The sequence below is a fragment of the Mycobacteroides salmoniphilum genome (genome assembly GCF_004924335.1).
GTDB classification, from domain to species: domain Bacteria; phylum Actinomycetota; class Actinomycetes; order Mycobacteriales; family Mycobacteriaceae; genus Mycobacterium; species Mycobacterium salmoniphilum.
The window spans coordinates 2,601,905-2,617,372 of the sequence record NZ_CP024633.1; the positions used below are offsets into that span (position 1 = coordinate 2,601,905).

At 64.7% G+C, this 15,468-nt stretch carries 11 protein-coding genes; 3 read left to right on the forward strand and 8 right to left on the reverse strand.

All coding sequences use genetic code 11. The features are described from left to right. Nucleotides 1–2: 2 nt before the first annotated feature. From alaS to DSM43276_RS12890, 5 genes are all read right to left on the reverse strand, one after another. A complete protein-coding gene (gene alaS, locus DSM43276_RS12865) occupies nucleotides 3–2,678 on the reverse strand; it encodes an alanine--tRNA ligase (protein ID WP_078331051.1) in 2,676 nt (891 codons plus the stop codon). Nucleotides 2,679–2,878: 200 nt separating this feature from the next. Continuing rightward, the gene (locus DSM43276_RS12870; protein ID WP_078331050.1) at nucleotides 2,879–3,196 is read right to left on the reverse strand and encodes a hypothetical protein; all 318 of its coding nucleotides are present in this window, start codon (nucleotides 3,194–3,196) and stop codon (nucleotides 2,879–2,881) included. A gap of 21 nt (nucleotides 3,197–3,217) precedes the next feature. Continuing rightward, a complete protein-coding gene (locus DSM43276_RS12875; RefSeq protein WP_078327387.1) occupies nucleotides 3,218–4,573 on the reverse strand; it encodes a replication-associated recombination protein A in 1,356 nt (451 codons plus the stop codon). Nucleotides 4,574–4,604: 31 nt separating this feature from the next. Then, a complete protein-coding gene (locus DSM43276_RS12880; RefSeq protein WP_078331049.1) occupies nucleotides 4,605–5,447 on the reverse strand; it encodes a DUF3097 domain-containing protein in 843 nt (280 codons plus the stop codon). 2,008 nt (nucleotides 5,448–7,455) lie between these two features. Further along, nucleotides 7,456–8,604: a kinase gene (locus tag DSM43276_RS12890; RefSeq protein WP_078331048.1), complete on the reverse strand. Its 1,149-nt coding sequence runs from the start codon at nucleotides 8,602–8,604 to the stop codon at nucleotides 7,456–7,458. 138 nt (nucleotides 8,605–8,742) lie between these two features. On the opposite strand from DSM43276_RS12890, the gene DSM43276_RS12895 reads away from it, so the two are divergent. The 3 genes from DSM43276_RS12895 to DSM43276_RS12905 are packed head-to-tail and all read left to right on the forward strand — an operon-like array spanning nucleotide 8,743 to nucleotide 10,884. Beyond that, nucleotides 8,743–9,366: a TetR/AcrR family transcriptional regulator gene (locus DSM43276_RS12895; protein ID WP_078331047.1), complete on the forward strand. Its 624-nt coding sequence runs from the start codon at nucleotides 8,743–8,745 to the stop codon at nucleotides 9,364–9,366. After that, a complete protein-coding gene (locus DSM43276_RS12900; RefSeq protein ID WP_078331046.1) occupies nucleotides 9,363–10,646 on the forward strand; it encodes a glycosyltransferase in 1,284 nt (427 codons plus the stop codon). The genes DSM43276_RS12895 and DSM43276_RS12900 overlap by 4 nt, the downstream gene beginning before the upstream one ends. Then, nucleotides 10,636–10,884: a F0F1 ATP synthase subunit C gene (locus DSM43276_RS12905; protein ID WP_070939513.1), complete on the forward strand. Its 249-nt coding sequence runs from the start codon at nucleotides 10,636–10,638 to the stop codon at nucleotides 10,882–10,884. Before DSM43276_RS12900 ends, DSM43276_RS12905 begins: the two co-directional genes overlap by 11 nt. Here DSM43276_RS12905 and DSM43276_RS12910 read toward each other — a convergent pair whose 3' ends face one another. From DSM43276_RS12910 to DSM43276_RS12920, 3 genes are read right to left on the reverse strand one after another with little or no spacing between them, the layout of a single operon-like run. Further along, nucleotides 10,885–11,913, reverse strand: a complete 1,029-nt coding sequence (locus DSM43276_RS12910) for a zinc-binding metallopeptidase family protein (RefSeq protein WP_078331045.1) — start codon at nucleotides 11,911–11,913, stop codon at nucleotides 10,885–10,887. Continuing rightward, nucleotides 11,906–12,835: a transglutaminase family protein gene (locus DSM43276_RS12915; protein ID WP_078331044.1), complete on the reverse strand. Its 930-nt coding sequence runs from the start codon at nucleotides 12,833–12,835 to the stop codon at nucleotides 11,906–11,908. Before DSM43276_RS12915 ends, DSM43276_RS12910 begins: the two co-directional genes overlap by 8 nt. Next, nucleotides 12,832–15,435: a circularly permuted type 2 ATP-grasp protein gene (locus DSM43276_RS12920; protein WP_078331090.1), complete on the reverse strand. Its 2,604-nt coding sequence runs from the start codon at nucleotides 15,433–15,435 to the stop codon at nucleotides 12,832–12,834. Before DSM43276_RS12920 ends, DSM43276_RS12915 begins: the two co-directional genes overlap by 4 nt. Between the last annotated feature and the right edge of the window lie 33 nt (nucleotides 15,436–15,468).

Here is a 15,468-nt window from a genome sequence, read left to right on the forward strand (position 1 = left end):
ATTCAGGCCCGGCGGATCTGTTCACGCAGCGCCTGCAGCGCCGCGTCAATGCCGGAGGGGTCCTTACCCGATCCCTGTGCCGTGTCGGACTTACCGCCGCCTCGGCCGTCCACTGCCGATCCGATGGCGCCCACGAGGTCGTTGGCACGCAGCCCCGCATCTTGAGCGGCCTGATTGACCGACACCACGAAGGGCACCGAGCCGTCTCCGGCCGCGATCAGGGCCACCACCGCGGGGTCACCGCCGAGCCGGCCCCGGATGTCGCCGATCAGGCTGCGCAGGTCGCCCGCACCGGTGCCATCGGGCAGCCGGTGCGCTACCACGGTAACGGTGCCGATACGTTCGGCGTTGCCGACCAATGTTGCGATGGAGGCCTTCACGGAGGCCAAACGCGTTTGCTCCAGCTCCTTTTCGGCCACCTTGAGCCGCTCCACCAGGGTGGCAACCCGGCCCGGAACCTCCTCGGAGGGCACCTTCAGCGTCGAGGACAGCGCCGCCATCAGGGCCCGCTCCTTCGAGAGGTACCGAAACGCGTCGAGCCCGACGTACGCCTCCACGCGGCGGACCCCGGAGCCCACCGAGGACTCTCCCAGCAGCGTCACGGGTCCGATTTGGGAGGAGCTCGCCACGTGCGTCCCGCCGCACAGTTCCAGTGAGAACGGTCCGCCGATATCGACCACACGCACCCGGTCGCCGTAGTTCTCGCCGAAGAGCGCCATCGCGCCCATCGACTTGGCCTGGTCCAGGTTGGTGACGAAGGTGTTGACGGGGTAGTTGGCCTCGACTGCCTTGTTGGCGACGTCCTCCACCTCTTGTCGCTGGGCCTCCGAGAGCGCGCCCTGCCAGCTGAAGTCGAAACGCAGATATCCGGGTCGGTTCAGCGAACCTGCCTGAACAGCATTGGGTCCCAGCACTTGCCGCAGTGCGGCGTGCACCATGTGCGTGCCCGAGTGGCCCTGGGTGGCGCCGTGCCGCCACTGCCGATCCACCGAGGCCACCACCTGGTCACCCTCGACGAACTCGCCGGATTCCACCGTGACCTTGTGCACGAAAAGAGTTTTGGCGATTTTCTGGACATCGGAGACTTTAGCCTGCGATGTCGCGTTGGTCCCGTCTCCGTGAATGGATCCGATGTCGGCGATCTGGCCACCCGATTCGGCGTACAGCGGCGTGCGGTCCAGCACGATCTCAGCTTCGGAACCCGCCGAGGCGACCGGCACCCGGGCGCCATCCACGAAGATGCCCAAAATAGTTGCCTGGGAATCTAATTCATCAAATCCGGTGAATTCGGTGGGGCCCCCGTCGACGAGTTCGCGGTACGCCGACAGGTCGGCGTGGGCGTGCTTACGGGCGGCGGCGTCGGCCTTGGCGCGCTGCCGCTGCTCGTTCATCAGATCCCGGAAGCCGTTCTCGTCCACGGAAAGCCCCGCCTCGGCCGCCATTTCGAGGGTGAGCTCGATGGGGAATCCATAGGTGTCGTGCAAGGTGAACGCATCGCTACCCGAAAGCGTGCTTCTTCCGGCCGTTTTCGTCTTGTCTGCGGCATCCTCGAACAGCTTCGAACCGGAAGTCAGGGTGCGGTTGAAGGCGGTCTCCTCGGCAACGGCGATTCGGCTGATGCGTTCGAAGTCGGTCACCAACTCGGGGTACGACGGGCCCATCTCGTCACGCACCACAGTCATCAGCTCGCCCATCATGGGGTTTTCGACGCCAAGCAACTTGATGGAGCGGATGATCCGGCGTAGCAGGCGGCGCAGCACATAGCCGCGGCCTTCATTACCGGGGCTGACCCCGTCACCGATGATGATCGCCGCCGTTCGAGCGTGATCGCCGACGACGCGGTAACGCACATCGTCCTCGTGGCTGCCTTGCCCGTACCCGCGCGGAGCAACTGCTGCCACGCAGTCGATGACAGGTCGCACCAGGTCGGTTTCATAGACGTTGTCGACACCCTGCAGCAGACACGCGATGCGCTCGACACCCATACCGGTGTCGATGTTCTGGCGCGGCAGCGGCCCGAGGATCTCGAAGTCCGTCTTGGAGGTGCCCTCGCCGCGCTCGTTCTGCATGAACACGAGATTCCAGATCTCGATGTAGCGGTCCTCGTTGGCCTCCGGGCCACCCTCGATGCCGTAGTCAGGACCACGGTCGTAATAGATCTCTGAACACGGGCCGCACGGGCCGGGAATACCCATGGACCAGTAGTTGTCGGCCATACCGCGGCGCTGAATCCGATCCAGCGGCAACCCGGCGATTTCCTGCCACAGCCCGATGGCCTCATCGTCATCGAGATAGACGGTGGCCCAGAGCTTCTCCGGCTCGAAACCGTACCCACCCTCGGAGACCGGATTGGTCAAAAGTGTCCAGGCCAGCTCAATCGCCTCGCGCTTGAAGTAGTCGCCGAAGGAGAAGTTGCCGGCCATCTGAAAGAACGTGTTGTGCCGGGTGGTGATGCCCACCTCGTCGATGTCCGGCGTGCGAATGCACTTCTGGACGCTGGTGGCCGTGTTGTACGGCGGAGTGCGCTGCCCCAGGAAGAAGGGCACGAACTGGACCATGCCGGCATTGACGAACAGCAGGTTGGGGTCCTCGAGAATCACCGAGGCACTCGGTACCTCGGTGTGACCGGCCTTCACGAAGTGGTCCAGGAATCGCTTCCGGATCTCGTGTGTCTGCATGTCGTCCTTGCGTGTAGCTGGGGGAATCTGACCGGACCACCCTACCGGTGCGCCTACCTACCGCCGGTATACGCCAAGGTCAGGAGGTACCGCCACCGAGTATCTGCTCCGTCACAATTCACCGAGCTAACCGGAAAGAGACACTCAACACACATGAACGGGTGCCGACTCCGATCGCAGCAAGCGCGGCCCGTAGCCGGCTAAGGCGCGCCGCGGATCGAGCTGTCGACGGCACCGCCGATGGGCGCGGTCGCAAGGCCCGTGAACGGTCCCAGGAAGGGGCTCAGCAGGATGCCGGCTCCGGCCTCTGCGGCATTACCGGCGGCGCCCGCTCCGACGTCGCGGCCGTACTGCTCCACCCACGGGTCAACCTGCGCGGGAGGCGGCGGGCCTGGATCTTCGAGGACTGGCTCGGGTCCCGGTTCGGGTTCCGGATCTGCCCACGCCACGGCGGGCGCTGCCATCACCGCGAGCGATGCCAGTAGTCCACCCGCAGCCACACGCATACGTAACGCCATGTCGTCCAGTATGCCGAGATGTCAGGATCTCTTCAGTCCACGCCGAATGATGGCGCGCAGTTTGTCCAGCCTCGATCCGATGTCGCGTTCGTTGCCGTGATCGGTGGGCTGGTAGTAGTCGGCGCCCACCAGCTCATCGGGCGGATATTGCTGCGCCACCACACCGTCGCGGTCGTTGTGTGGGTACACATATCCGACGGCGTTGCCCAGCTTTGCGGCGCCGCTGTAATGACCGTCACGCAGATGCGGCGGCACCAGCCCGGCCTTCCCCGCGCGGATGTCACCCATCGCCGCTCCCAGTGCCGCGGGAACCGCTCCCGACTTGGGTGCGGTCGCCAGGTGGATGGTGGCGTGGGTCAGGGTCAGCTGCGCCTCCGGCATCCCGATCAGTTGCACCGTCTGGGCCGCCGCCACCGCTACGGGTAACGCGGTGGGATCCGCCATGCCGACATCCTCACTGGCCAGAATCATCAACCGCCGGGCGATGAAGCGTGGATCCTCCCCCGCGATCAGCATGCGCGCCAGATAGTGCAGCGCGGCGTCCACATCGGACCCCCGGATCGACTTGATGAAGGCGCTCACCACGTCGTAATGCTGGTCACCGTCGCGGTCGTAGCGCACTGCGGCGCGATCCACCGACTGCTCGACCACTTCCACGGATATGACCGAACCCGCTCCTTCAGCAGTTTCGGCGGCGACTTCCAGCGCGGTCAGTGCTCGCCGTGCGTCGCCCGCGGCCAGCTGCGCCAGCAGGCTCAACGCCTCGGGGTCCACGGTCACCACACCACCGAGGCCGCGCTCATCGGCGATCGCCCGCTCGAGTACCTCGCGAATATCGTTGTCGCCCAACGGTTGCAACTGAAGGATCAACGAGCGTGAGAGCAGCGGAGCCACGACGGAAAAGGAGGGATTCTCGGTGGTGGCAGCCACCAGCAGCACCACCCGGTTCTCGACCGCCGCAAGCAGTGCATCCTGCTGAGTCTTGGAGAACCGGTGCACCTCGTCGATGAAGAGCACCGTCTGGCGGCCGTGGACGGCGGCGCGGCGCGCATCGTCGATGACGGCCCGCACCTCTTTCACACCGGCGGACAGCGCCGACAACGCCTCGAACCGGCGCCCGGTGGCCCCCGAGATCAAGGATGCAAGCGTTGTTTTCCCTGTACCCGGCGGTCCGTAGAGGATGACCGAGGCCGCTCCGGAGCCATCGACCAGGCGACGCAACGGGGAGCCCTGTTTGAGCAGGTGCCCCTGCCCCACCACTTCATCGAGTGTCGCGGGACGCATCCGGACCGCGAGGGGCGCATTGGGCGCCACCCTCGCGTCCACGGGGGCCGCGTCGAATCCGCCCCCGGGCACGTCGAACAGGCTGTCTGACACGTCTCAGGCTTACCACGTCGGGCCGACGGGTTCAGCCCGCCGGTTGCGTGACGAAATCGATCAGTTCCTCAACGCGGCCGATCAGGGCCGGCTCCAGGTCCGTCCAGGTGCGCACCTTGCCGCGGATCCGGCGCCAGGCCTCGGCAATCTCGGTCTGACTGCCATGAGGCCAACCAAGCGCCTGACAGATGCCGTGCTTCCATTCGATATCCCGTGGCACGGTAGGCCAGGCGTGCAGGCCGATCCGCTCGGGTTTGACCGCCTGCCAGATATCGACGAACGGATGCCCCACCACGAGGGTGTGCTCGCCGTAGGGGCCCTTTTGCACCGTTTCGGCGATGCGTGATTCCTTCGACCCCTTCACCAGGTGGTCAACCAGCACCCCGAGCCGGCGCCCCGGACCGGGCTGGAATTCCTTCACGATGGCGGCCAGGTCATCAATCCCGCCCAGGTACTCGACGACCACACCTTCGACGCGCAGGTCGTGCCCCCACACCTGCTCGACGAGCTCGGCATCGTGACGGCCCTCGACGTAGATTCGGCTGGCCAACGCCGTGCGCGCCTTAAGCCCCTGTACCGCAACCGATCCCGACGCACTCCTGGACGGTTTGGTGGGTGTGTGCCGCAGCGGCTCCTTGAGGATCACCGGCTTGCCGTCGATGAGATATCCCGGACCCACCGGGAATCCGCGGACGCGCCCGTGCCGGTCCTCCAGATCCATCCGGCCGTACTCGATCCGCACGACGGCGCCCACGAACCCCGTCTGGGCGTCCTCTACTACCAGGCCCTTGATCGCCGCGACCTCGGTGGATTGCGGACGCCGCGGGGCATGCGGGTTGTTGGACAGGATGTCGGTGCCATAGCGATCAGCCACCCGGCGATCGTAGGAATGCGGGCGCGCCACATCCGGCTACGACGCGCCCGCGTGACTAGACCGTGATCGGGGCCGCGTGCGGACGTTGTGGCCTGAGGGATTCCAACCGCACACGCGTGAGCAAGCAGCATCGCGTGTGTCACTCACCGCCATACAGCCAAAGCTAGTCTTCAGTGGGTATCGCCCGTATTGCTACGAGATAGCGCGAGTTGACCATGCGTTGGTTTTGGGATCACTGCCAGGCGTTAGAGCTTGTTGTCCTAGCCCTTGCTGCACCTGCGGTTCTGTACCGGGGCTGGCGATGGTGGACGGATCGACCGTCACTACCTTTGGCTGCGGGTGCAATTTTTGCCGTGTCCATATGGCCGTGGGCGTTGTGCGATATCGAGCCAATATGGCGCAGGTTACCGCCGCAAATACAAGCCTTTCACGCAGCCGGGGGAATTGGCGTCCTAGCGTCGGCCAGCGCATGGGTACTGGTTGTCGAGGCATGCGGTATGGCCGATCACGTGTCACGCCGCAGGAAGATCCAGAGACTTGTTGTGGGAGCGGCAGTCACGTTGGCCACCATTGCGGCGCTTACCAACTCAGTGGTATCAACCCCGGGTGGAGGCGATTTCTTCACCTATCTGACGGAGCCGCGCCGCGACTCATTGGGCCTGTTTGCAGCCACCCTTATCGGCCATATCTTTGCCGCAGGAGTATTAGCCCACCTTGCTTTGCTCACAGTGCGGCGTATGGATCGCACGCCAGCTGGGCGAGGGTTGAGACTGCTCGGAGCTGCTGGTGGTGCGGTGGCGATGGCGGTCATAACTCGCGGCGTCTGTGCTGAACTGTTCCAGTGGTACAGGTATCGACCGCCACCGTGGTGCGGTCTGACTGTGCAGACGAGCGCCATCACGGCAGGCGCTGTGCTCGCCATTTCGGCTTTGACGTGGCCGCCCCTGGCTCTCCGCCACCAAGCGCGCCGCACGCTACGTCAGTTGCGGCCTCTGCGTGACGGACTGATCGAACTGTTTCCCGGTTTGGCTCCGCCACAGCCATTCGGTACGAGGCTGACAGATCTAGTGCCGGAGTGGATTGGCCAAATTCAGGATGGCCTGAGCCTGATGGCGCAGTGCCGGAATCTCCCTTTGGAGAATGCTGCCCCACCGCAGGATCGCATGAAACATGTTCAGGCGGCTGCCGATTGGATAGGGGGCCAATCCCCATTGGGGATGAGTGTCTCGTGGCTTCAAGCACCACCACCATTAACGAATGCCGAGTGGATCCGGGTCCTAGCTAATGCATTCCACCTCGGCCGATCGACGCCCGCCTGAAGCCGTTAAGTGATCACGGCATACGAACCAACCGACAATAGAATAGCTACGCCAAACCATGCCGAGTTCAGCAGAGCGAATCGTCAATTCGGTACCGCGACAGCATCTCCGCGTCCGCGCTCGCGCGTTCCAGACGGCGCAAAAGTAAACTTGCGAACCGCTCAGCCGCGATCTCATCACGAGTCCACCCATGGGTCTCACCACACGATCGCTGCAATATGAAAGCCACCAGGTCAGGCGAAGCCGCCTCCACACGCGCTGTCGCGTAGTCAGTGATCACTTGACCTCGGTGTCCGAGGACCATGTGGCCAAGTTCATGAGCGATAGTCCGTTCTCGCGATAGCCCGTCCGGCCGGACCTTCAACACGTCACAGTCCGGAAACGACAACCACTGCCCAAAGACCCCTACAGGCAGCAGCTCGTCCTGAACCGTGATCGGTCTCCCGCGCCGTAGCCCCCACATCTCGACCAGGGATAGCACGGACGACACCACATCGGGTGCCGCAGCAAATACCTCATCTAATGCCGTTCTGATCTCGGCAGACCTCGGCTGGCGACCAGACATTCTGAAACGTCGCACGCCAAGCCGCCACCGACTACCCATTCGCAGAAAGTAGCAACCCGCAACGTGCCCGGCAAGGCCGAAGGGGGCGTCAGCGCGCGGAGCTTTTGAGATACAGCGCCGGACCCTAGCTGCCCGAGACTGTCTCGCCGCGCAGTGCCGCGATGATGTCCGCCGCATGGGCGGCCACGTCGATGTCACCCACGCGCTCGGCGGCGGCGTGTAGCGCCATCCAGCGCCCGAGAAGCGCGGGATGGCTGGGCGCGGGGTTGCCCAGGGCCACCGTGTCATCGTCCAGGTCGAGGTCGATGGTGAAGTACTCGTGGGTGGCGAGCCACACCCACATCAGTCGTGCATCCAGGATGCGTCGCGCAAGTGTCTCGTCATCGGCCAGTGCCGGGGCGATCGACACCACATCGGAGCGCCACGCTTCGGTCATCGCATCATCGAGCTCGGCGACTTCCTCGCGTTCGGTGGCGCCGAGGAACTCCGGGTAGACGGTGAGGGCGTGCGCGATGTCCAGCACGATGTCGCGGAATCCGCCCCACTCGTAGTCAAGGATGCGGACACCGTGCTCGGTGACAAGGATGTTGTCGGGGGCAACCTCGGAAGGGCTAAAGGCTCGAACACCGCCCTTCTCGAAGAGACCAGCTGTTTGCTGTAGGCGCGGAATCAGCGTCGGCGGCGCCTCGAGAGAGTACTCACTCCTCAGGATCTGCCGCAGCGGGGCGATGGTGTCCGCTCCACCGAGGCGCTGCTGCGATGGATCGACATCAGCCTTCTTGACATCGAGGCGTCGGAGCAGCGCAGCAAAGTCGCCTTCGCGTCCCACCGTGGCGACATGCATCCGCCCCAAGGCTTGCGCCCATGCCATCAACGCGTGGTTTATCGCAGCACGATTGCGCTCTGCGAGCAGCTCGGACATCGTGGGCGCCGAACCCAGATCGGTAAGCACGATGAGCCGTTCGGCGATCGAGTAAGCAACCAGTTCCGGGCCGGGCCGATGCTTGGCGGTCAGGGAGTTTGCGAACTGATACGACACGACCTCGCGCAGCACGGCGGCATTGGATCCCCCCTCGGGGACCTGCTTGATCACCATGGACTTCGGCAACGCGAATGGGTTCTGCACCGCACGCACCCGAATAACGATCGCAGGCCCGCTGCCACCGAGATCTTCGGGTTCAGCCAACGTCACGGTTGCCCCCGCGCGCCTGGAGAGCAACTCCTCCGCTGTGGCGATAACCTGCGCGACGGGGTCTGCCAATAATGTCGTCATTACCGCCTCACCTTACCCCGTCTTTATAAGACTGTGGGGCGGCACACACTCATCTCAAAATTCACATCCATGCATTTGCCAGTAGGGGTCGCAGACGTTGCCCTTGCGCGTTCTGACCGATCGGTCTAATTTGAGACCATGCGGTCTGCAGATACGTTGACGTTCACAGAACGGGCCCGACGAGCACAGATAGTGGCGGGCGCCATCGAGGTACTCGCCGGCGCGGGGTATCCACAGACATCGCTGGCGAAAATTGCCGAGCACGTCGGAGTGGCCAAGAGTGCGGTGCTGTATCACTTCACGTCGAAGACCGAGGTCATCGAATCCGTCATGCTCGAGGTCTTCACTCGCGCGGCCACCGCCATCGTGCCCGCAGTGCACGCAGAGACCACCGCGATCGCACGTCTCACGGCCTATATCAGAGCCAACATTGAGTTCGTCGTGAGTAATCGGGTGGCCGCGCTCGCCCTACTGGAGATCATCACCGGTTACCGCAGCCAGGATGGTCTGCGGTTCGACCAGGCAGCAGCAGGCACAGCGCCCCCCGCCGAGTTCGCCGCTATGGATCCTGAGGCGATTTTCACCGACGGAGTCGCGACCGGTGAGTTCTCATCGGTGTCACCCCGATTCATGAAGAACGCCTTGCGGGCGGCGCTCGATGGCGCCGTGTGGGAGCTGGGACGCGACCCGGACTATGACGCCATCGGATACGGAGAACAGCTCGTCGACATGTTCACCAAAGCAGTCGGGGCAGCGCCATGACAACGATCGTGATCTCCGCATATGGCACCCGTGGGGACGTGGCTCCGCTGACCGGACTGGGAAAACGACTGCGCGACAACCTGTCTGCGCACGTGGTCATTGCCGCGCAAGAGCCCTACGCGCACCTGGTGCGTGCATCCGGTCTGGAATTCCGGCCGTTACCCGGCGATACCGAGGCGGCAACCCGAGAATCCGAGCATGGTCAGGCACTCGTGGACGGCACCCGGCTGCGCCCCTCAGGGGCGGCTCTCGCCGAGATGCGGGCCGGACTTGCGGGAGTCGGCGAGGCCATGGCCGAAACGGCACACGATGCCGATGTTCTGCTGGCCGAGGGCCCCGTGGGCACCCTGCTCGGATATCACGTTGCCGAAGCGCTCGACGTACCCAGCGCAGGCCTCTGTCTTCAACCGGCCTGCCCCACTGCCGATTTTGCGCCGCCGCCACTGACCGTCCGCTCGTTTGGCACGTGGGGTAACCGGTTGGTGTGGCGCCTTGCCCAGTCCGGAGAACGGATCTACGCGCCACTCATCGACGATCTGCGCCACCACCTCGGACTGGCGCCCGCATCACTGCGCCGGTATCACAGCGTCCGGGCCAGACGTTGGCCCATCGTGCACGGCTACAGCCGTCACGTTGTCGCACGCCCGCTCGATTGGCGACCGCACTGGCATCAGACCGGCTACTGGTGGCCCGATCATGACGAAAACTGGCTACCTCCACAGGAACTGAGCGAGTTTCTCGACAACGGTCACGCTCCCGTCTTCGTCGGTTTCGGCAGCACCGCCACCGCCAGAGGACAAGAGCTGTCGGAGGCCATCGCCGCCGCGATTCGTATGGCCGGGGTGCGGGCCGTGGTGCAACGCGGGTGGGCCGGGCTCGCCGGCCTGGGCGATGACGTCATCACCGTCGACGATGTTCCGCACTCCTGGCTGTTTCCGCGGATGGCCGCCGTCGCACACCACTGCGGCGCCGGAACAGCAGCGGCCGCGCTGCGAGCCGGGATCCCCAGCGTTCCCGTCCCGGGCATCATGGACCAACCCTTCTGGGCCCACCGATTGAGGCACATCGGCGCCGCCTGCGCACCGCTACCGCGCACGTCGCTGCGGGCCGACGAGCTCTCGGCATCGATCACAGAGGTGATCGCCGAGTCACGGTATCGCCAAGAAACCCAACGTCTCTCACGACTCATTCGTGACGAGGACGGTATCGGGGCGGCGGTGGACATCATCGCCGCAATGTTGGATGCCACGACGACGAAAGGTGCACATCATGGCCACTGAGCTCCTCATGGGCAACGCATTGCTGGCCGGAGCCATCACGCTGGCGGGCGGCGCGATTGGCGCGGGAATCGGTGACGGCATGGCGGGAGCACAGCTCATCGCCGGAGTAGCCCGCCAGCCTGAATCTCAGAACCGTTTGTTTACACCATTTTTCATAACCGTCAGCCTGGTGGAGGCCACCTTCTTCATCAATGTGGCCTTCATGGCCCTGTTCGTGTTCGCCACCCCGGGCGGGTAGTCACCCGGCCGCGGGATCCCCGACGGCCGTGACGATCTCATGGATCAAGCGCATCTTCTCCAGCACCGGACCGGGCAACACGAACGGATACAGATCGTCGTGCCCCATGGAGCGGTTGACCATGTTCAGCGACCACGCCAAGGGCAACCACATCTCGATGATGGCGTCGAATCCGCTGGGGCCCAGCACCCTGCGATCGAAGGTGCCGCCCGCGGGCGCCAGCGCGAAGGCAGCGGCGGTGTCCAACGTGTCGCGGACATGCAGGTAATGCGCGAAGGTCTCCGCCCAGTCCTCGGCGGGATGCATGGTGGCGTAGGAGGAAACGAAACTCGCCTCCCAACCCTCGGGCACACCCTGCTGATAGTGCCGATCAAGCGCCGCCTGGTAGTCGGCATTCGGATCGCCGAACAACACGCGGAACCTGTCCGCATAGTCCGCAGAGGTTTCGACGAGCCGGTAATAGAAGTAGTGCCCGATCTCGTGACGGAAATGCCCGAGCAGTGTGCGATACGGCTCATCCATCGAGATGCGAAGCTGCTCACGGTGCACGTCATCGCCCTCGGCGAGATCCAGCGTGATCACCCCGTTGTGATGTCCCGTCATCACCTGTTGCTCTTCACTGGACAGCAGATCGAAGGCCAGTCCGAACTCGGTGTCGACATCTCGCCCCGTCACCGGTAATCGCAGCTCCGCGAGCTCGGCGATGAGCCGGCGCTTCGCCTTCTCGGCCTCGGCGAACGCCGGCAAAGCCGTGCCGTCAGAATCGCTGGGCCGGGTGCGCGTCAGCACGCAGGACGCGCACAACGTATCCGTACCGGTGCCATCTACCAGCCAATTGCATTCGGCCACATGTAGGTTCGCGCACAAGTGATGATTGTCCGAGTCAACGAACCCCGGCCCGTCGTCCTGGGCGATGACCAACAGGGCCTTGTCCTGGAGCGAGAACCCGACATGACTGCCGCAGGCCAGGCACACAGAGTTTTCGAACGCCAGATGCTGGCCACACTGCGGACAGATGAAGTCACGCATGAGCGGGGCTCTCCTCGCACGGTGCGACGTCCACCGACACCTTGATCGTGCTGCTGTCGGAATCGGTATAGATGATGCCGCGCAAGGGCGGTACGTCGGCGTAATCGCGACCCCACGCGACGGTGACATACCGCTCGTCGGCAACCGTGTCGTTCGTCGGGTCGAACGCGACCCATCCATCGGGCGGTACCCACACCGCCGCCCACGCATGGGTGGCATCCGCGCCGACCAGGCGAGGCTGCCCGGGTGGCGGATTCGTTGCGAGGTAACCGGATACATAGCGCGCCGCGAGCCCCTGTGTGCGCAGCGCCGTGGCCGCCATGCGGGCGAAGTCCTGACAAACGCCCTCCCCCGCGGCCAGCACTTCGCTGACCTTGGTGGAGATCGTGGTGGACCCCGACCGGTACTGGAAGTCACGATAGATCCGGCCCATCAGGTCTATGACGGCCTCCCCGAGCGGGCGCCCGGCGGTGAAACTCACCGCGGCATAGGCGCGTACATCGTCGGTGATCTCGGGGGGTACCAAGTCCAGCACGAACTCGGCGGCGAATGCGCCGGCCCCGGTCGATTCCCCGAATGCGGGGCGGGCCAGCTCCCACGCCTGCTCCCACCCCGCCGCGGGGGGCCGCGGGGTGCTGACATCGACGACCGAGCGGGCGGTCACGCTGAGCTCCCGGTGCGGCGTGGTGACGTGGAAGTACGAGCTGAGGTTCCCGTACACGTCCCTGCCGGTGGAACTGTCCGAGGGCTCCGGTTCGACGATCAGTTCGTTGGATTCACAACGCTGCCAATCGGTGTCACGCGGTGTGAGGTAGCCGCGTCCATACGAACTGGTGACGTCGTCGGAGTATTTGTACAGGGTGCGGTGCGTCACCTGGTACCGGATCACGGATGAGCCGCCTTCGTCAAAACCATCGTTCACGGCAATCTCCGCCCCGGGTCGGGGCCCCACAGCGGCTGCATACCTGTCGGCATGGACAGGTGCGTCTTGGTGACCACGGAGGACAATTCGCGCAACGCCTGATGAACGTTGTCGAGGGTTTCTGCGAGCGTGTCGCGCTGCGCGTCTTCACCCGCGGCGTCCAGATCGGCAGGATCGATCCGCCGCAGCTGTGTCACCAAGTCCTCCACCAACCGCTCCGGACGTGAGGTTCCCGAGGCGCTCGGCAACGACTTGAGGTCGGTGCGTAACGACTCCACTTGATACAGAAGCGATCTCGGATTGACGGCATCAAACAGCAGCAGGTCGGCAACGGCCTCCAGGCTGATCTTGCCCCGGGTACGGCGGCGGTACATCACCGACGACTCGCACGCCACCAACGTGGACTCGGTGACGGACTGCTCGGCCGCGCGGCCGCGGACCGTCGTGAGCGTGGAACGCAGCAAGGCCGTCAGGCCGAGACCGCGCTCGATGCGCTTGCCGATATCCATGATCGTCCAGCCGATATCGTGCACCGTCGACTCCGCCGCCAGACCCGACAGCGCGAGAAGCCCTGCCAATACCTGAGTTTGGGTAGCAGCGAGCACCGTGTCATCGGCACGGGTGGGACTGGCGCCGGACCGTGCGCAATCGTCATATTCGGCCCCTGCTGTCGCGATCGCCCGATCCATGCCGCCGAGCACCATCCAGGTGTCATTGGACATCTGATCTCGAACCGCGCGGGCGGCCAGACCGAGTCGCTCCACCGATTGCGCCAGCGACCCGACCCGCTCTTTGTCCACCGTCAATGACCACAACTGGGTTCCCAGATCCTCGGAGCCGGTGTCGGTACCGGTGATGTCACCGAGCGCCTTCAACAGCACCGGGACACATTCACTGGCCTCCATGAACTGCCGATACCGGTACTCGTGGAACCGTTCCCGGGTGACGGACAACAACCGGACCAGATTCTCCGCACGCTCTCCATACCGCCCCAGCCAGAACAGATCGGACAACACGCGCGGTGAGCTGACCGCGTCGGCGCCCGCCAATCGTCCGGCGGGCAGATCCAGCGATGCCACCGTCAGGGCGCGTTCGGTCTGATCGCGATCCGGCTGTTGAACCCAAATATCTTTGGCAGCAATACTGTTGAGTGTCGACCCCGAATATCCGGAAGCGCCGACGTATCCGAGACCGCCGATCATCGGCGCGTACCCGCCGCGCTGCGCCACCGTGAACAGTCGCATACCGATCGGCGACGCGGTGAGGGCGCCGGAGCGCAGATATGTGGGGGCCACCGACAGCTCGGGAAGCTCCTGACCGATCCAGCACCAGGGTGCCGCCTCGATGCGTTTCCGCAATGTCTCCAGCGTCTGCGCCGACTGCAACGGTCCGGTGTAAACCTCTTCCCCCACTGTGGATTTGACCAGCAGCGAGCCCAGGTTCGCCAGTAGGTGCGAACGCTCCGCATCGATCCCACCCCACCAGATTTGCCCTCCGGACAAGGCGAGCGGCTCGTCGAGCAGCCGCTGCGACAGCTCTGGCAGGAAACGAGCCAGGCCGGGATTTTCCAATACCCCGCTGCCCAGCGAGTTGACGACGGTCACTGCGCCCCGGCGAAGCACTTCGACCAAGCCGACAACGCCCAGTCGTGAGTCGGCCCGCAGATCCAGCGGATCGGAGTAGCCGGCGTCGACGCGGCGCAGCACCACGTCCACCCGGCGCAGGGTGCCCAGTGATCGCATCCACAGCTTGCCGTCGCGCACCACCAGATCCGCGGACTCGACCAGCGGAAAACCCAGTACAGACGCGAGGTAGGCCTGATCGAAGGATGTCTCCGAGTGGATACCGGGACTGAGCACGACCACCGACGGATCCTCGACCGACTCCGGAGCGACATCGATGAGCGCCAGGCGCAGTGTTTGCGCGAACGATGAGGTTGGCCTCGGCGCCATCTTCTCGTAGAGATCCGGGGCGGCATGAGCGACGACGCGGCGGTCCGCCATCGCGTACCCGGCGCCCGATGGCGCCTGCGTCCAGTCCGCATTCACCCGAAAGTCGCCCGCGCCGGTGCGGCCGACATCGCAGCCGAGCAGGAACAGCTGATGCCTGCCGGGCAAGGCCATACCGTGGGCCGCGCGCACATACCCGGGATGTGCGAAGAGCATCTGCGGCGGCAGGGCACCGGAGCTGATCAACTCCTGCGGCCCATACAGGTCGCTGAGGATGGCATCCAGCAGCGTGGCCCGCTGCGTCAGACCAACCTCCAGGGTGTCCCAGTCGGCGGAGTCCAGGAGCAGCGGGAGCCCGTCCAGACGCCACGGCACGGGATGGGTGGGGGCATCGGGCGCCGGCACAGATACCGAGACGCGTCCGGGGTCCATGTAGGTGATGCCGTCGCTGTCGACGAGGGTGCGGACGCGATCGAGCAGGCGGTCCAAACCGGGACGGCCACGCTGTGTGATCGCGTCGGCCAGATCGGTCCAGGCCGGGCGGACGCTGCCATCAGGCGCCAGGAACTCGTCGTAACCCGCCTGGCTACCCCGCCGTCCAACCTCGAACAGCGCTCCCTGGGCGCGAACGCTGCGGTACTGCGAGATCAGCGGGTTATCGGCCACAGAGAAGTCGGGTCCGAC